Consider the following 17088-nt stretch of genomic DNA (forward strand, 5'->3'; position numbering starts at 1 on the left):
CCGTCGAGAGGCGCTCGAACGGCCGAGCATCACGCCTTGGCTCCCTGCTGGATCCGCACCATGTTGCCCGAAGGGTCGCGGAATGCACAGTCGCGCGGTCCCCAGGGCTGATCGATGGGCTCCTGCAGTACCTCGGCGCCGGATGCCCGTACCCGCTCGAAGGTGGCGTCGAGATCGTCGGTGCTAAAGACGATCATCGGCAGGACGCCCTTGGTGAGCAGTTCTTGCAGGGTGTCGCCGTCGGCCTGGGAACGGCCGGCGTGCGGTTCTGAGAGCACGATTTCGAGGTCCGGCTGAGTCGCGCCGCCGAGGGTGACCCAGCGGAATCCGCCGGAAGCGACGTCATTGCGCACTTCAAGGCCGAGCGCGTCGCGGTAAAAGGCGAGCGACTCGTCCAGGTCGTTGACGGTGATGTGGCAGTACTGGAGTGCGATGGTCATGTCGCCAACGTTAGGCGGCGCGGCCTGCTCCTCGAATTCTGCTCGGCGGATTTCTCGTCGGGCGGGTGCGTACCTTCGCCACACACGCGGGCATCGCCGCCACGGCACGGTGCTCCCGGTCGCGGTACGCGCTCGGCGTCTCTCCCACGATCTCGGTGAACCTCGAGCTGAACGAGCCGAGCGAGGTACAGCCGACCGCCATGCACGCGTCGGTCACGCTCATACCCCCGCGCAGCAGCGCCATCGCCCGCTCGATCCGGCGGGTCATGAGATAGCTGTACGGCGTCTCGCCATAGGCCGTCCGGAACCGTCGCGAGAAGTGCGCCGGCGACATGAGCGCGTGGCGGGCCATCGTCGGCACATCGAGCGGCTGTGCGTACTCCCGGTCGATCAGATCCCGCGCTCGGCGCAGGTACGCGAGATTGGCGAGGTCTTCCGGGGTCACGGGACGACGCTACCACCTGCCTACTGAAACAGTCGTTTAACCGGTAAAGCCCACATCGGGATGATCTCGGACCGAAGAAAGGCCAGGTCAGAGCCCTGGCGGGTGGAGGCCTGCACCTTCACCCAACCCGGCCTCGGACCGACCGGAGTCCGACGGCTCCGCGACCCCGACGAACCGGACCGGGACGACCAGGAGTCGGTCGACCAGGGTGTCGACGTAGGCGGGGGTGAGCGGTCCGGCGCCGAACAGGATGCGGATGTACATCGGGGCCAGGAGGTGGTCGAGGATGTCCAGGCCCTCCGGTGGGTGTTCGCCGCGATCTCGGGCGCGATCCAGCATGCCCTGCAGCTGGCGTCCGCGTTCGGCCAGAAACCCGTCTCGTGTCCGCGCACCGGTCTCTCCCGCCGTGGACAGGGCGATGATCAGGCGCAGCACCGCCAGTCCGTCGGGCCCGGTCACGTCGCGCGCGACGCCGGCGGCATAGGCGCGCAGATCGCCTTCCAGGCTGCCGGTGTCGGGGATGGGGGAGGTGGTGGTGAGCCAGGTGATCGCCACGTCCGCGAGCAGGGCCTCCAGGGCGCCCCAGCGGCGATAGATGCTCGTGTCGGCCACACCGGCGCGTGCGGCGACGTCCCCGACTGTGAAGTTGCCGTAGCCGCGTTCCGCGATCAGGTCGGTGACCGCCTGGTGCACCGCGGCGCGGACGCGGGTGCTGCGTCCGCCGGGCCGGCGAGTCGGTTGCTGCTCCACCATGTCCGACAGCTTAACGCAGTCATGACTTGCGTTTGCGGGAGGCGGCGCCCTACAGTCCCTTAACGCAGCCAAGTACTGCTTTAGGAGTGACCATGCAGCCTCTGTTCTTTCCCGACAGTCCCAGTTCTGATACGAACGTGATCGACAGGATCGACCGCGCCCTCGACATGACCGCCGCCATCGTCAGGGGCATCACCGACGGCCAACTCCACGTCCCCACCCCATGCGCCGGGTGGGACGTGCGCACGGAGCTCAACCACCTGGTCGGCGGCATGCGGATCTTCGCCGCCGAACTCACCGCGACCGACGCCGGCGGCGACCACGAGGATGACTGGCTCGGCACCGACCCACACACCGCCTTCACCGCCGCAGCCGGCCTCGACCGCGCCGCATGGCACCACCCCGGCGCCCTCGACACCACCGTGCGCCTGGGGTTCGGCGCCGTCCCGGGGCCGATGGCCGCCCTCATCCACCTCACCGAGATCCTCGTCCACGGCGTCGACCTGGCGCTCGCCACCGACCAGGAGCACCTCGTCGACGAGCGGTCGTGCGGCGAACTACTCACGATCATGCAGGGCATGAACTTCGGCGCCTTCCGCCGCCCCGGCATGTTCGGCCCTGCGACCCCCGCCCCCGCCGACGCCCCGGCACACCGGCGACTGCTGGCCTTCCTCGGCCGTGACCTCTCAACCCATTGACACCCCACCCCGGTGTCCGAGAGCTGCGGGCCTCCGGGGCCGCGGTCACCCTCGTCGTCCACGAACACAAGCGGCTCTGCCGCGGCCCGGAACCGGCGGCCTTGGCCGACCCACGAACCGACGTGCCGCTCATGGTGGGGACGAACGAACGCCGCCGTTCCCGCCAGCCCTATGCTCGTCCGGCATGGAGCCAGGAGGGATGCCGGTGTCGAAGCTGGATGAGATCTGTGCGTGGCTGGAACATCGGCTGCCGGACCTGCTCGCCGAAAACCGGGTGCCTGGGGCAGTGGTGGCGGTCTGCGCCGGCGACGAGATGGTCGACGCCGCGGCTGGGACGCTGAACACGGTCACGGGCGTCGAGGCCACGGTCGACTCCCTCTTCCAAATCGGCTCGATCACCAAGGTGTTGACCGCGACGCTGGCCATGCAGCTGGTCGACGAGGGGAAGCTGGACCTCGACGCTCCGGTGCGGACCTATCTCCCCGAGTTCCGGATCGCCGACGAGCGGGCGGCCGAGCGGATCACCGCGCGGCAGCTGATGTGTCATGTCGCAGATTTCGAGGGAGACATCTTCACCGACACGGGCAAGGGCGACGACTGCATCGAGAAGTACCTGGGCGTCCTGCGTCAGGTGCCGCAATTGTTCGAGCCCGGCGAGATGTTCTCGTACAACAACGCCGGCTACTGCGTACTGGGCCGGATCGTCGAGGTCGTGCGAGGGAAGCCGTTCGACGCCTGCATGAGGACGCACCTGTTCACGCCCCTGGGCCTGACCCACGCCGCGAACGATCCGTACGAGGCGATCATCCACCGTACGGCGGTGGGACACATCGAGCAGACGCCGGGTGCCCAGCTCGAGCCGACCCGCGTCTGGGCGTTGGCACGCTCGAACGCGCCAGCAGGGTCGATGCTGGCGATGCGCGCTCGCGATCTGCTGGTCTTCGCTCGTATGCACCTTGCCGGCGGCCTGGGTCCGGACGGCGGCTCCGTGCTGAGCCCGGCGAGCGTCCGGGCCATGCAGCAGCCACAGGTCACGCTGCCCGACATCGACCAGGGCACGGCCTGGGGCCTGGGGTGGGAGCTCTTCGATCTCCCGGGCGGCACCGTCTTCGGCCACGACGGCAACACCATCGGCCAGTCGGCGTTCCTGCGCGCGGTGCCGGGGCGCGATGTGGCGGTGGCGATCGTCACCAACGGCGGTTTGCCGAAGCATGTGTACACCGAGATCGCGGGCCGCGTGCTTCACGAGCTCGGCGGTGTCGAGCTGCCCGGGCAGGCGATGCCCGATCCGGCTGCGCCTGCGCTGGACGCGTCTCGGTACGTCGGCACCTACATTTCGAGCACGTGTGAGACCGCGGTGAGCCGGGACGAGGAGGGGCGGTTGTGGCTGGAGCGCATCCCCACCGGCATCACCGCCGACATGACCGCCAAGCACCTGCCCCAGGCCCCGGACGGGCTGATTCCACCGTGTCGACCAAGATCACTGCTCGGCGGGAGCCCCACGCCGAGCATGTGGTACCCGGTCAGCGTCACGTAGCCGAGGAGCGCGTACGGACAGTAGGAGCCACCTTACGGCCTCATGCCTTCGGGGAACCCGGTCCAGCGCAGGTCGGTCGGGAGGTGACTCATGTCGTTGAACATCACGATCGTGGGCGGCAGGCCGTTGCGGTACTCGATGACCGTCAATGCGGTGTTGGCGCTGTTCAGGCCGAGCCACCGGGATGGCGGCGCGTCCAGTGCGTGCCGCACCAGCCACGCGATCTGATAGGCGTGCGTCACCAGGACCTCGTGTGTGTCGGGCTGGGTCCCTTTCGTGGTCGTGCCGGGGACCTTCGCGAACCGGGCGACCAGGGCCTCGGCGAGCCTTTGGCCCGAGGCTGCCTCAGTGTCGTCGTAGCCGTCGAAGAAGCCGGCCCAGGACGGGGGTGTTTCGGCCGCACTGGGAACGTAGGGCACATGGTCGACGAGTTCGGCGGCCTCGGTCACGGGCACGTTCGGTAGATGCCGGGCGATTTCGTGCGCGCTTGCTGCGGCGCGTGGTAGCGGAGAGTGCCGATGTAGGTGTGAGCCGACAGGCAGTAGTCGCAGCCGTTCTCCTGTGCGACCATCAGCGCGATCCGCTCACGGGTGGAGGCGGGCAGGCTTCCGCTGTTGAGCGCGCCGGAGAAGTCCAGGTAGGCCTTGAGCACGGCGGGGCTGTTGGCCATCGCCTTGGTCATGTTCGGCGTGACGCCCAGCGCCTTCTGCATGGTCGCCAGCAGGTCGGCGGCAGCTCCGGTCGCGGATTCCGGCTGGATCGGCGGAAGTCTCGACATGATGTGACCTCGTCATTTATCTGGTGTTTCGCCCCCGCTTGCCGGGGCTGAGGTCATCATGGAATGCCGTCTTGATAGGTTCCCCATACTTTTTCTACCGATCGTGGGGGCACACGGATGGGCGTCAGGTTCGCGCTGCTCGGGCCAGTGGAGGTGCGGGTCGGCAACGGCCAGCCGCCTTCCTGGGCACCTCGGCATCGGGCGCTTCTGGCCTACCTGTTGCTGCATGCCGGCACCGCTGTCAGCACCGAGCGGCTGATCGGCGCCCTGTGGGGCAGCACGCCCCCTGATACCGCCCGCGCGCAGATCCATTCCCTGGTCGCCGCTGTGCGGCAGGGACTGCGGCAGGCCGGGGCCGAGCAGGCCCTGCAGTCGCATATTGCCGGCTATGTGATCCATGTCGAGCCCGGTCAGCTGGACGTGGCCGACTTCACCCAGCAGGCCGAGGCCGACGACGCCGGGCAGCTACGCCAAGCGCTCGCGCTGTGGCGCGGAGAGCCGCTGGCCGACATCCGTGCCGACTACGCCGAAGAGGCCCGCAGGAGACTGCACGAGCGACGGCTGCGCGTAGTGGAGCGGCTGGCCGAGCTGGACCTGGCGGCCGGGCGGCACGCCGAGATCCTCGACGAACTGGCCGCCGAGGTCGTGGCGAACCCGCTGCGCGAACGGCTGACCGGCCAGCTCATGCTCGCCCTGCACCGAGCCGGACGCCAGGCCGAGGCGCTGGCCGCAGGCCGCGCCTACCGCAGCCTGCTGGCCGAGCAGCAGGGGCTGGACCCCGGCCGGGCCTTCACGGCGCTGGAGCAGGCCATCCTGCGCGACGAGCCCGAACTCGCCCCGCCACCCGGACCCTCCGCCTCTCCGCCACCAGCCCAGCGGGTCTCCTATCTGCCCTATGACATTCCCGACTTCACCGGCCGGGCAGACGAGGTCGACACCCTCATCCACTCCTGGTCCCCCGGCAGCGGCGTCGTCGCGATCTCCGCGATCGACGGCATGCCCGGCGTCGGCAAGACCACCCTGGCCATCCACGCCGCTCACCTGCTGGCCGACGGCTTCCCCGACGGACAGCTCTTCGTCGACCTGCACGCCCACACCCCGGGCCAGGCCCCCGTCGAGCCCACCGCCGCCCTGGAGACCCTGATGCGCCAGCTCGGCCTGGCCGCCGAGCAGATTCCCGCCGAGCTCGCCGACCGTGCCGCACGCTGGCGAGCCGAGCTGACCGGCAGACGCGCGCTGATCGTCGTGGACAACGCCGCAGGCACCGAGCAGGTCCGCCCGCTGCTGCCCGGCACCACTGCCAGCCTCATGCTGATCACCAGCCGCCGGCGGCTCATCGACCTGGACGGGGTCCAGCCCCTGTCCATGGACCTGCCCGCCGCCCAAGAAGCCAGCGAGCTGTTCACCGGTATCGTCGGCGAACGCGCCAGCGCCGACCCCGTAGCCGTCCTGGACGTCCTTCACCTGTGCGGGTTCCTGCCGCTGGCCGTCCGCATCGCCGCCGCCCGCCTGCGTCACCGGCCCCGCTGGAGCGTCCGCTACCTCGCCGACCGGCTACGCGACCAGCGCCGCCGCCTGACCGAACTGGCCACCGCCGAACGCGGCGTCGCCGCCGCCTTCGCCCTGTCCTACCAGCAGCTCGACCCCGAACAGCAGCGCGTGTTCCGCCTGCTCGGCCTGCACCCGGGTACCGACCTCGATGCCCACACCGCCGCCGCCCTGGCCGATCTGCCGCTGGAGGAAGCGGAGACGATCCTGGAAGACCTCCTGGACGCCCACATGCTGCTGCAGCACCAGCCCGGCCGCTACACCATGCACGACCTGGTCCGCCAATACGCCCGAGATCTCCACGACCCCGCCGACTCCGGCCGCCAGGCACTGACCCGCATGTTCGGCCACTACCTGCACACCGCGGACACGGCCGTCGACCTCCTCACCCCCAGCCACCGCGGCCTGCGCCCGGCCATCCCCGACCCCGGCACACCCCCGCTCCCGCTCACCGACGCCTCGGATGCGGCGGCCTGGCTGGAAACCGAACGTCCCAACCTGCTGGCCGTCGCCGCCCACACCGCCGAGCATGGCCGGCCCGACCTGACCGCGAGCTTCGCCACGACCCTTCACCGCTACCTCATGGACCGTTGCCTCTACTCCGACGCGATCACCCTGCACACCCACGCCCTGACCGCCGCGCTCACAAGCGGAGAGCAGGCCGACCAGGCCGGCGCCCACGCCAACCTCGGCGAAGCCCACTGGGCGCGAGGAGACTACGAGCAAGCCCAGGACTGCTACCTGCAATCCCTGCGCCTGCACCGCGACCTCGGCAACCGGGCGGGCCAGGCCCGGCTCCTGAACAACCTGGGCGGCTTGGCCTGGCAGCAGCGCGACTACACCCAGGCCCTGGAGTACTACCAAGCCTCGCTGGCGCTGTGCCGGGAGCTCGGCATCCGGGTCGGCGAAGCCGCAGGACTCGCCAACCTCGGCATCGTCTACGACCGCCAGGGCCACTACGAGCAAGCGCACCAGCACCTCAGCCAGGCACTGACCCTGCACCGCGAACTCGGCGACCGCCGACTACAAGCCACTGCGCTGGACAACCTCGGCCTGGTCCACCGCCACCAAGGCCATTACACCCAAGCCCTGGACCACCACCGCCAGGCACTCGACCTCTACCGCGACATCGGCCACCAGGACGGGCAAGCCGACGCCTCCAACGGCCTCGGCGAAGCCGCCCGTGCCATGGGCGAACCCGCCCAGGCCCTCACCCACCACAACGCCGCCCTGACCCTGGCCACCGAGGTCGGCAGCCGCCTCCAGCAAGCCCGCGCCCACGACGGCCTGGCTCGCGCCCACGCCGATCTCGCAGACCTCGGTACGGCACGCGCACACGCCAGCCAGGCTCTTGAGCTGTACACCGACCTGGGCGTTCCTGAAGCCGATGACATCCGCCAGCTCATCGCCGATCTCGACACCCTGCCAGGCGACCAGACTCCGGCAGCGCAATCTAGGCCGTAGAGCCCACTTCCGCGCGTGCTCTCAGTCATGTACGTGATCATGGCGGCGCGGCGACCAGGAGAATCCCTCGCCGGGACGGTGCGCGACTCGCGCACGTTATCCGGTACATCACTCGGACTGGTACCGCGCCCGTCGCCCGGCGGCCGGTATGAGCGCCGCGCCGAAGGTCGCCGCCCTGCGCGGCGGATACGTGACCCTCGCCGCGGCCGCCGACGCCTTCCTGGCCACCCCGCGCACCGCCAACCCCAACACCCACCGCGCCTACGCCTCCGCGATCGACCGCGTCATCCACCTGCTCGGCCGCGACCGGCCGCTCGCCGAGGTCGGCGACGCCGAGCTCGGCGCCGCGCTCACCGAGCTGTGGGGCCGATGCGCGCCGGCGACCTGGAACCGCAACCGCGCCGCCGTCACCTCCTGGCTCATCTGGTGCCAGGCCAAGAAGCACTGGGCCGTGCCGTCGGTCCCGGCTGAGGCCGAACGCCGCAAGGAGAGCGCCGACGAGACCCGCGCGGTGGCCAAGAAGCGGCCGCAACTGCGGCCCCGGTGAGATCCACCACCGGGTGTTACCCCTGCCTTTCAGGATAGGCGACCACCGTGGTCGTTTCGAAGGCCGACCCTGCCGTCACGGCTGCGGCGGCCCGGCGCCTTGTCTCACCGGGGCGCCGATCCGTTCAGTTCTTGGGCGGCAATCCGTAGGGCAGCTGCGGGTGCTCGGCGGCGATCCGCAGCAGCCGGTTGTACTTGCAGACCCGCTCGCCGCGCGCGGGTGCGCCCGCCTTGATCTGGCCGCACCCGGCGGCCACGGCCAGGTCGGCGATGAAGTCGTCCGCCGTCTCGCCGGAGCGGTGGGAGACCCTCTGGGCGTAGTGGTGGCGGCGGCACAAGGCCATGGCGTCCAGTGTCTCGGTGACCGTGCCGATCTGGTTGATTTTGTTGGCCAGGCCACGCTGGATCGCCCTGGCGATGATGGCCGTGTTGGTGACGAACACATCGTCTCCGACAAGCTGCACGAGGGTGCCGAGCCGGTCGGCCGGCAGGTGCCCCTTGTCCCGGCCTACCGTGGCGTACTGCTGGCCTGCGCCGACGGATCGCCGCCGGCGTACGTGCTTCTGGACGTGCTGATCCGCCTGGCCGAGACACGGGCCATGACGGTGTTCACCGAATGGGCCCAGCCCAGCCCGCCCTTCGCCGCCTGAACTCACCCTGCGGCCGCCGACCGGCATCCCGAACGCTGCCTGCGATCTTGCCATTGGTCATCCGGATCCGGGCCCGCACCGGGCACGTCACTGGATGACCTGCCCGGATGCGCAGATAGGCGAAGTGAAGGCGGGACAGGACTGGTCGGCGGTACGGCTGTGCCTGCTCGGCGCACAGCGAGACGAGCCGGTCGTGGTCGATGACGAGCGGATCACATCATCGGTGCACAAGCTGGCCCGATGGCGAAAGCAGGTCGCCATGTGGGCCAACTGTCCCAGTAGCCCCGTATCGGCGGAGTACGTTAATCGATTCGGCCAGGCGCTGGGTGACTGCCTGGACACCCCCCGTGTCGTAGGCGTGCTGGATCAGCTGATGGAGGACACGAACCTACCCGACGGCGCACGGTTTGAGTCGGCGCTCCTGCTGGACCGCGTCCTGGCGCTGGAACTGTCTCGCCACGTGGGCCGGTAACAAGACAGCGGGATGGGTTTTTTAACGCTTACTTGGCCTGCGCCGGGCCTCGGCGAAGCGAGGATGCCGCTTCGCCGCATCATGGCCAAGACGCGGCACGAACCCCCGAACCGCCCTGCGCTACACCAGGTCCGGCAGCGAAGCCATCGCAGAGATCACCGACATCCTCCCCCACCCCGCCACACCCGCTGACTGCCATCTACGCGTATCCGCAGGTCACGGCAGGGTCCGTTGGATTTTCGGCCGAGACTACGGGCACCCCCGAATGCGTCCCGGACCTGGCCCCAGCCACCACATGGCTGAGCATCGGCTCCCAGCAGGGCGGATAGGGTAACGTGCGGCGTTTGTGGTGGTTTTGCCGACGGTGGGTGAAGGCAATGAGGAGGGGGACGGGTGGCGGAGTCGTTCGGCCGGTTGCTGCGGAGCCTGCGTCACGCGGCCAACCTGACGATCGAGGAGCTCTCCCACACGTCCGGCGTCAGCGTACGGGCCATCGGCGACATGGAGCGCGGCGCCAGCAGGGGCCCGCAACGACGCACCGTGGAGGCGCTGGCCGAGGCGCTGCGGCTCGACGACGCACAACGGGTGATGCTGTCGGAGGCGGCACGTGCCGGACGGCCGCGCCAGGAGGCTCCCGCGCCGGGCGCGTGTGAGCTGCCGCGCGAAGTGGGCGACTTCACCGGGCGGGCACGGGAGCTGGGCACGCTGCGCGAGCTGGCGGGGCTGGCGGGGGACGGGAAGGCCGCCGTCGTGGCCGCCGTCTCGGGAGCGGCCGGCATCGGCAAGACGGCGCTGGCCGTGCGAGCCGCCGGACACCTGGCCGATCTGTTCCCCGACGGGCGCTTCTACTTGGACCTGCGCGGCATGGACCCGGTCCCGCTGGACTGGGGGACCGCGTTGTCCCGGCTGCTCAAGGCTCTGGGCGTGGCCGAGCGGCGCATCCCCGCCGACGAGGAGGACCGTGCGGGCCACTACCGCGCCCTGCTGCGCGAACGGCGGTGCCTGATCATCCTGGACAACGCGGCACACGAAGGCCAGGTGCGTCCGCTGCTCCCTTCCGGCGGTCCGGTGATGACGCTGGTCACCGGCCGACGGCCGCTGGCCGGGCTGGAAGGCGTGCACCAGGTCCCACTGGCGCATCTGGCCGCCGAGGAGGCGGCCGCGCTCCTGCGCGCGATCGTGGGAGCCGAGCGTGCCGAGGCCGACCCGGACGGGGTGGCGCAGGTGGCGAGCCTGTGTGGGAACCTGCCGCTGGCGCTGCGCATCGCCGGGAACCGGTTGCAGAGCAGGCCGGGCTGGACGGTCGGGCAACTGGCCGCGCGTCTCGGCGACGAAGGGCGGCGGGTGGAGTCCCTGGCCGCGGGAGACCTGTCCGTGGCCGCCGCCTTCGCGCTGTCGTACCGGCAGCTCTCCCTGCCGGCCCGGCAGAGCTTCCGGCGCCTGGCGCTGACCGCGGCGCCGGACTTCGGAGTGCCGATGACGGCGGTCCTGGCCGAGATCGGCCCGGCCGAGGCCGAGGACGCCCTGGAGGAGCTGGTCGATCTCGGCCTGCTGCAGTCGCCGTACCCTGGCCGCTACCGCTTTCACGACCTGGTGCGGCTGTTCGCCCGCGCCCGGCTGTCGGAGGAGGAGCCCGTCGTGGCCCAGCGGCAGGCGCGGCGGCGTATGGACGACTGGCTGCTGGAGGTCGCCACAGTCGCCGGGCGCTGGTTCGAGCCGGACTACGGCGCGCCGCCGCAGGACTGGAGCTCTCTCGTCGAGCTGAACAGCTCGCAGGAGGCGCAGGAGTGGCTCCAATCGGAGAGTGAGGCGTGGCTGGCGGCGCTGAGGCAGGCGGCCCGCGTCGGCGAGCACGTGCGCGTCGTCGAGGTGGCCGAGGCGATGCACTGGTTCTCGGACCTGTGGATGCACTGGGGACACTGGCCCGAGGTGTTCGACCTGTCCGCCACGGCCGCCCGCGCCATGGGCGACCGCACGCAGGAAGCGGTGCATCTCAATTACCTGTCCTGGGCGCGGACCTACTGCCAGGCCCGCTACGGCGAGGCGGAGGCGACCGCCCTGCGCGCCCTGGAGCTGGCCCGCGACGTCGGCGACGTACGCCAGCAGGGCTGGGCTCTGACCTACGCCACCTGGGCGCTGTGGGGACGCGACGACCAGCCGAGCAGGGAGACCGCCCTGAGCCACACTCGGCAGGCGGCGGAGTGCTTCCAGCAGGCCGGGGACACGGAGGGCTACGCCCAGGCCATGGTCAGCGTGGGCAACTGCCTGCGCCGGATCGGCCGGGTGGAGGAATCCGTGCGGCACAACCTGGCGCTGGTGGACCGGCTGCGCGATCCCGCCTTCGGAGGCTCGTCGGCCATCGTCAACCACGCCGTCGGCGCGGCGCTGGACCTGGTGGGTGAGGGCTACCTCGAACTCGGACGTTGGCAGGAGGCCGCCGACCACTACCGCCAGGCGCTGCCCGAGTTGCGCAGGCGCCCGATCGTCCGGGCCATGGCGCTGTCGCTGACCAATATGGGCAAGGCACTGGTCCGGTTGGAGCAGGCAGAGCAGGCCCGTGAGGCGTTCTGGGAGGCCGTGGAGCTGTACGAGGGCTCTGGTGACACCGCCCGGGCGGCCCGGGTGCTCAAGGAGCTCGACCAGATGCCCGTCACGGATCCACGAAGCGCTGGATGAACGTCAGGGCGGTGCCGCAGACTTCGCGCCAGCCGCTGTCGACGGTCAGCGAGTGCCCGCGGCCGGGCATCTCGATGATCTCGGTCAGATGGCGCTCGTTGCGGACCTGGTTCTTGTAGGAGGCGCGGGCGACGACGGGCTTGCGCTCCAACCCGCCGATCAGGCCGGGGACCGCCTCAGCTCTTGGCGAGGGCCCGGCGGAGCGTGCCGACGGCCAGCTCGATCGCCGACTCGGCCGCGTGCGTCTCGCGCATCGCGTCGAGCATGACGAAGTCGTGGATGATCCCCAGGTAGCGCACGGCGGTCACCGGCACCCCGGCCGTGCGGAGCTTGTTCGCGTACGCCTCGCCCTCGTCCCGCAGCACATCGGCCTCGCCGGTGATGACCAGCGCCGGGGGCAGGCCGGTCAGGTCCGCGGTGGTGGCGCGCAGCGGGGAGGCGGTGATCTCGGCCCGCTGGGCCTCGTCGGTGGTGTACTGGTCCCAGAACCACTGCATGCCGTCCCGGCGCAGGAAGTAGCCCTCGGCGAACCGGTGGTAGGAGCCGGTGTCGAAGGACGCGTCGGTCACCGGGTAGAACAGCACCTGCTGCCGCAGCGGTACCCCGCCGCGCTGCTTGGCCATGATCGTCAGCGCGGCGGTCATGTTGCCGCCGACGGAGTCGCCGGCCACCGCGACGCGCGTGGCGTCCAGGCCCTTGGACGAGCCCTCGGCGACGATCCACCGGGCCACCGTCCAGTTCTGCTCGATCGCCACCGGGTAACGGTGCTCGGGCGACAGGTCGTATTCGGGGAAGACGACGGCGGCGCCGGCGCCCACCGCCAGCTCGCGTACCAGCCGGTCGTGGGTGTGGGCGTTGCCGAAGACCCAGCCGGCGCCGTGGATGTAGATGATCACGGGAAGATCGCCTGCGGCGCCCGCCGGTCTGACGATGCGGGCCCTGACCTCACCGGTGGGACCACCGGGGATCGTGACCCATTCCTCGTCCACGGCGGGCTTGTCGACCGGGCCGGACTGGACCTCGTCCACGGCCTTGCGACCCTCCTCCGGCGCGAGCTGGAAGAGGTAGGGCGGCTGGGCGGTGGCCTCGGCGAAGGCTTGCGCGGCGGGTTCCAGGACAGGCTTGCTCATGATCGCTCCAAGAAGGGGTGGAAAGGCGGGACTCCGGTACAAGGGGCTCCGGTACGAAGGGGGCTCCCGTCCACCGCACATCCAAGCAAGCCGCGCCGGGAGAAGACGAGGCAGAACCACAGGCAGAAGTACGTTTCCGCCTCGTGATCGACCAGGAACCACCAAGATCAGTCCGTGTCGTGGGCGGTGACGAGAAGCTTTCCGCGCACGTGGGTGTGCACCAGATCGACATAGGCTCGCGCAGCCTCTTGGAGTGGGTATCGCCGGCTGATGGTGGACGGCAGGGTTCCGGCCATGGCCTGCGCTGCGAGCTGGTCCAGGTCTCCGGGACGCGCATTGCTGTAGACGGTGCGCACCATCAGGTCGGCGCGGTCGAACGCGGAGGGCTCGGGGCTGGGAAAAGCGACGTTGAGCAGGCGGCCTCCTGGTTTGATGACATGACTCATCTCGATCAGGGCGGGGCCGGGCAGGGCGAGGTTGACCATGGCGTCGACGCCACCCGGATGCCGCCGCAGCGTCTCTGCAACGGTGTCGGCCGTCCGGTAGTCGATCACCTCGGCCGCGCCCAGGTCGCGGACGTAGTGGTCGTCCTCGGCGAGCGCGGCGGCGATCACGTGTACCTTGGCAGCGGCCAGCAACGGGACCACCGCGCCGCCGACCCCGCCCGCGGCGCCGGTCACCAAAATCCGTTCGCCGGCCTGAAACCGGCCCTCGCGGAGTACGGCCAGCGCTGTCAGCCCGGGTATCGGCAGGCTGGCCGCGTGGTCGGCGGCCAAGCCGTCCGGGCGTCGGGTGATGGCGGGGGTGTCGGCCTCGAAGACCGCATACTCGGCCATGGCGCCGGTGGTCAGGGACGGCGGGGTGGACAGCATCGTGGCCATCGTCGCCGTGGCGCGCGGCAGCCCGACTCCGAACACCTCCTCGCCCTGGGTGAACCGGGTCACGTCCGGGCCGACCTGAGTGACCGTGCCGGCGAAGTCGCTGCCCGGCACATGGGGGAACGTCAATGGGGCCGGCTCGCGCAACACCCCGCTGAGGGTTCGCAGGTCGGCGGGATTGATCGCGGCGGCGCGGATACGGACCTGGATCTGGCCGGGGCCTGGCCACGGAACGGGAACGTCCTCGACGGTCAGGACCTCTGGTGGACCGTACTGCTTGGCGACAACTGCTCTCATCATCGACCTGCCCTGAGCAGAGAAATAAGTTGACCGAGTGGTCATTTTGGCGACCGTAGCACACAACATGACCGACTGGTCAACTTGGACTAGACTGCGCGCATGTCCCGCGCTGACGCCGCCCGAAACCGCGAACTCCTCATCGACGCGGCTTCCGCGGAACTGTCCGAGCACGGCCTCGACGTCTCTGTCGCGCGGATCGCGGCGCGCGCCGGTGTCGCCAAGGGGACGGTGTTCAACCACTTCTCCAGCAAGGAAGAACTGGTCTCGGCGATCTTCTGCGAGCAACTCGGCGCCCTCGCCGCAACCGGTGAAGCCCTGCTGGAGCATCCCGATCCGCGAGACGCCCTGCTGCGGTTCGTGACCGCCGGCGCCGAACTCCAGGCCGATGACCGGTCATTCTGTGAGGCGGCCATCGCAACCTCACGCGACCACCCAGCGATCCGAGCCGCCAGCGACCGGCTGGCGCAGGTGGCCGAGAAGCTGACCTCGCGCGCACGACAGGCCGGCGCCATCCGGGCCGACGTGACCGGCCACGACATCGTGCTGCTGCTCGGCGCCCCTACCCGGATCGCGGCCCCCCTCGCCGCCGCACGGCCCGACCTGTGGCGGCGCTACCTGCACCTCATCTTCGACGGACTACGGCCAGAAGCCGTCGCGCACGAGCTACCCGTTACGGCACCAACACACCGGGACTTCACCACGGCCGCCACTCGCTGACCGTCCACCGACCAGGCGACGCCATCCGCCCGGTACCCCGATCCACCGCCGAAGCCGCCATCGCCGCCGTTCCCGCCGGCGACGCCGAAGCACCGCCTGAGCAGAGAGACCAACCTGCGATCGAAGCCGGTTCGGCGGCTTCGGCGAGCAGGTTGCAGTCGGGGCTGCCGGGCCGGGGCCTGCGGCCATGCCAACGCGGCGCCCTTCCACGGCCTCGGTTGCCCACTGGCGCCGCCTGTCGCCATGTCAGAGTCCGGCGGCGAGCGATCGAAGCTCGGCGATCACATCCGCGCCGGTGGGCGCGTGGTCCGGATCCACCAGCCACTGCAGCATGAGGCCGGCCAGCAATGCGAGCGGCACCGAGCCGCCGAGTCCCTCCCGTCCCTCGCGCTGCCCCCTGGCGAGGTGTTCGCGCACCTCCGGTGACCGCTCGGCCTGCACCGCGGCCTCGAGTTGGGCCACCCACAACGCCCGATGGGTGGTGAAGCTGTCGATCAACGCCTGCCAACGCCGCTCAGGCTCGTCGGATGGGGCACGAAGGGCGAGTTCGTCGCCGAGCTCGTCGACCGCTTCCACCAGGGCTTGGGTGAGCAGGGCGTCCTTGGAGCCGAAGTGGTAGCCGATGGCGGCGTGGCTGACTCCGGCGGCCGAGGCGATGTCCCGGACGGTCGTATGAGCCCAGCCGCGTTCGATCAGGCACCGCTTGGCTCCGGCCAGCAGATCCTCTCGGTTTCCCATGCCGTGCAGCATACCGGAGTGCTTGACCAGATGGTCTATCCATATGGTTTGACCAAATGGACAAAAAATGGCTACGGTCTTGCCATGACCAAGACGAAGGTTCTGATCTCGGGTGCGAGCGTGGCCGGACCCGCCCTTGCCTACTTCCTGCACCGCGACGGGTACGACGTGACCGTGGTCGAGCGTGCGCCTGAGCTTCGCGACAGCGGCTACGCGGTGGACTTCCGCGGCCGGGCGTTCGACGTGCTGGAGGAGATGGGCATCCTGGCCGAGATCCGCGAGCACGACACGAAGATGCGCGGCACCGTCCTGGTGGACGAGAGGGGCGTCGAGACCGGGCGGCTGCCCGCCGAGGTGTTCGCCGGCGAACTGGAGGTGCCGAAGCGGGAGCTGACCCGGATCCTGCACCGAATCACCGCCGACGGCGTGGCGTACGTGTTCGACGACTCGATCAGCGCGCTGACCCGGCACGAGTCCGGCGTCACGGTCGAGTTCGAGCGCAGCGCCGCCCGCGAGTTCGATCTGGTGTTCGGAGCCGACGGCGTGTACTCGAAGGTCCGGCAGCTGACCTTCGGCCCGCACGCCGACATGCTGCGACACCTGGGCCTTTCCGGGGCCGGCTTCAGCACCGCCAACTACCTCGGCCTCGACCGCAACGGACTGCTACAGCACGCCACGGGCACGGCGATTTACCTGTTCAGCCTCGACGCGGCGGAGCGCCTCACGGTCAGTCTCTCCTTCGGCACCGCCTCACCCGCACTGGACCGATGCGGCCGAGACGAGCAGGAGAAGGCGGTGCGAGCCGCCTTCGCCGGGCACGGCTGGCAGGCGCCCCGGCTGCTGGAGGCGATGAGCGAAGCGGACGACTTCTACTTCTCCTCGACCTGCCAGGTCCACATGGATCGCTGGTCATGCGGCCGGATCGCGCTGGTCGGCGACTCGGGGTACTGTGCCGCGCCGACCAGCGGCATGGGCACCTCACAGGCGCTGATCGGCGCATGGACGCTCGCCCGCAACCTGGCCTCGGCGGGCGGAGACCACACGACCGCGTTCGCGGCGTACGAGGCGGAACTGCGGCCCTATGTCGCGGAGAACCAGGTCAAAGGCCGGCAGGCCGCAGTGATGTTCGGCGGTGGAGCCGGCTCGGCGGGCTCGTGACCGGCCACCTCATAACGTCGCCGGTGTCACGCCGCACCACGAACCCGAGGCTGGATTTCGGAGCCGTACCCATCGGCCGGCCGATCCGGCCTCCTCCGCCGGGACCCGTACGGCTCACACCTGCCGGGCCTGCACCCCATCCGCGCCCCCGGCCGAGGGG

The 17088-nt window shown here is 70.1% G+C and carries 18 protein-coding genes and 1 pseudogene; 9 read left to right on the forward strand and 10 right to left on the reverse strand.

All coding sequences use genetic code 11. The features are described from left to right. Positions 1-29 precede the first annotated feature (29 nt). The 3 genes from ACQPYK_RS24385 to ACQPYK_RS24395 form a co-directional block, all read right to left on the reverse strand. Positions 30-440: a VOC family protein gene (locus ACQPYK_RS24385; protein ID WP_433234940.1), complete on the reverse strand. Its 411-nt coding sequence runs from the start codon at positions 438-440 to the stop codon at positions 30-32. Between the two features lie 10 nt (positions 441-450). Beyond that, positions 451-885 carry a helix-turn-helix transcriptional regulator gene (locus tag ACQPYK_RS24390; protein ID WP_433234943.1) on the reverse strand — a complete coding sequence of 145 codons (435 nt, stop codon included), beginning with the start codon at positions 883-885 and terminating at the stop codon, positions 451-453. 87 nt (positions 886-972) lie between these two features. Then, positions 973-1638: a TetR/AcrR family transcriptional regulator gene (locus ACQPYK_RS24395; RefSeq protein WP_433234946.1), complete on the reverse strand. Its 666-nt coding sequence runs from the start codon at positions 1636-1638 to the stop codon at positions 973-975. 92 nt (positions 1639-1730) lie between these two features. Here ACQPYK_RS24395 and ACQPYK_RS24400 point away from each other — a divergent pair, with 92 nt between their 5' ends. Together ACQPYK_RS24400 and ACQPYK_RS24405 are read left to right on the forward strand one after the other, a co-directional pair. Next, positions 1731-2336: a TIGR03086 family metal-binding protein gene (locus ACQPYK_RS24400; RefSeq protein WP_433234950.1), complete on the forward strand. Its 606-nt coding sequence runs from the start codon at positions 1731-1733 to the stop codon at positions 2334-2336. Positions 2337-2541: 205 nt separating this feature from the next. Further along, positions 2542-3873, forward strand: coding sequence for a serine hydrolase domain-containing protein (locus ACQPYK_RS24405; protein WP_433234953.1), 1332 nt, complete (start codon positions 2542-2544; stop codon positions 3871-3873). A 32-nt stretch (positions 3874-3905) separates the two neighbouring features. Here ACQPYK_RS24405 and ACQPYK_RS24410 read toward each other — a convergent pair whose 3' ends face one another. Then, positions 3906-4424, reverse strand: a complete 519-nt coding sequence (locus tag ACQPYK_RS24410) for a histidine phosphatase family protein (protein WP_433258902.1) — start codon at positions 4422-4424, stop codon at positions 3906-3908. Then, the gene (locus ACQPYK_RS24415; protein WP_433234956.1) at positions 4319-4651 is read right to left on the reverse strand and encodes a carboxymuconolactone decarboxylase family protein; all 333 of its coding nucleotides are present in this window, start codon (positions 4649-4651) and stop codon (positions 4319-4321) included. Before ACQPYK_RS24415 ends, ACQPYK_RS24410 begins: the two co-directional genes overlap by 106 nt. 117 nt (positions 4652-4768) lie before the next feature. Between ACQPYK_RS24415 and ACQPYK_RS24420 the strand changes: the two genes are divergently transcribed. Further along, entirely contained in the window at positions 4769-7663 is a 2895-nt protein-coding gene (locus ACQPYK_RS24420) for a tetratricopeptide repeat protein (protein ID WP_433234959.1), read from the forward strand. A 148-nt stretch (positions 7664-7811) separates the two neighbouring features. Further along, the gene (locus ACQPYK_RS24425) at positions 7812-8210 is read left to right on the forward strand and encodes a hypothetical protein (protein ID WP_433234962.1); all 399 of its coding nucleotides are present in this window, start codon (positions 7812-7814) and stop codon (positions 8208-8210) included. Positions 8211-8334: 124 nt separating this feature from the next. On the opposite strand, the pseudogene ACQPYK_RS24430 reads toward ACQPYK_RS24425, so the two are convergent. Beyond that, a pseudogene (locus ACQPYK_RS24430) lies at positions 8335-8691 on the reverse strand (phosphopyruvate hydratase); the annotation flags it as partial. 9 nt (positions 8692-8700) lie between these two features. On the opposite strand from ACQPYK_RS24430, the gene ACQPYK_RS24435 reads away from it, so the two are divergent. The 3 genes from ACQPYK_RS24435 to ACQPYK_RS24445 all read left to right on the forward strand — a co-directional run bounded on the left by ACQPYK_RS24435 (position 8701) and on the right by ACQPYK_RS24445 (position 12007). After that, positions 8701-8859 carry a hypothetical protein gene (locus ACQPYK_RS24435; RefSeq protein WP_433259130.1) on the forward strand — a complete coding sequence of 53 codons (159 nt, stop codon included), beginning with the start codon at positions 8701-8703 and terminating at the stop codon, positions 8857-8859. A gap of 94 nt (positions 8860-8953) precedes the next feature. After that, a complete protein-coding gene (locus ACQPYK_RS24440; RefSeq protein WP_433234965.1) occupies positions 8954-9331 on the forward strand; it encodes a hypothetical protein in 378 nt (125 codons plus the stop codon). A 393-nt stretch (positions 9332-9724) separates the two neighbouring features. Next, positions 9725-12007 carry a helix-turn-helix domain-containing protein gene (locus ACQPYK_RS24445; RefSeq protein ID WP_433234968.1) on the forward strand — a complete coding sequence of 761 codons (2283 nt, stop codon included), beginning with the start codon at positions 9725-9727 and terminating at the stop codon, positions 12005-12007. Here ACQPYK_RS24445 and ACQPYK_RS24450 read toward each other — a convergent pair. The 3 genes from ACQPYK_RS24450 to ACQPYK_RS24460 form a co-directional block, all read right to left on the reverse strand. Then, positions 11982-12158: a hypothetical protein gene (locus ACQPYK_RS24450; protein WP_433234971.1), complete on the reverse strand. Its 177-nt coding sequence runs from the start codon at positions 12156-12158 to the stop codon at positions 11982-11984. The two genes, ACQPYK_RS24445 and ACQPYK_RS24450, sit on opposite strands and share 26 nt — an antisense overlap. A gap of 25 nt (positions 12159-12183) precedes the next feature. Next, positions 12184-13137 (reverse strand): alpha/beta hydrolase, encoded by a 954-nt coding sequence (locus ACQPYK_RS24455; protein WP_433234974.1) that lies wholly within the window; start codon positions 13135-13137, stop codon positions 12184-12186. A gap of 167 nt (positions 13138-13304) precedes the next feature. Continuing rightward, complete coding sequence (locus ACQPYK_RS24460) at positions 13305-14315, reverse strand: NADP-dependent oxidoreductase (protein ID WP_433234977.1); 1011 nt, start codon at positions 14313-14315, stop codon at positions 13305-13307. 99 nt (positions 14316-14414) lie between these two features. Between ACQPYK_RS24460 and ACQPYK_RS24465 the strand changes: the two genes are divergently transcribed. Beyond that, complete coding sequence (locus ACQPYK_RS24465; RefSeq protein WP_433234980.1) at positions 14415-15032, forward strand: TetR/AcrR family transcriptional regulator; 618 nt, start codon at positions 14415-14417, stop codon at positions 15030-15032. Between the two features lie 246 nt (positions 15033-15278). Here ACQPYK_RS24465 and ACQPYK_RS24470 read toward each other — a convergent pair whose 3' ends face one another. After that, entirely contained in the window at positions 15279-15770 is a 492-nt protein-coding gene (locus ACQPYK_RS24470; RefSeq protein ID WP_433234983.1) for a TetR/AcrR family transcriptional regulator, read from the reverse strand. 84 nt (positions 15771-15854) lie between these two features. Here ACQPYK_RS24470 and ACQPYK_RS24475 point away from each other — a divergent pair, with 84 nt between their 5' ends. Further along, positions 15855-16928 carry an FAD-dependent monooxygenase gene (locus ACQPYK_RS24475; RefSeq protein ID WP_433234986.1) on the forward strand — a complete coding sequence of 358 codons (1074 nt, stop codon included), beginning with the start codon at positions 15855-15857 and terminating at the stop codon, positions 16926-16928. Positions 16929-17088: the final 160 nt, after the last annotated feature.

Source organism: Streptosporangium sp. CA-135522, assembly GCF_050949235.1.
In the GTDB taxonomy this organism is placed as follows: Bacteria; Actinomycetota; Actinomycetes; order Streptosporangiales; family Streptosporangiaceae; genus Streptosporangium.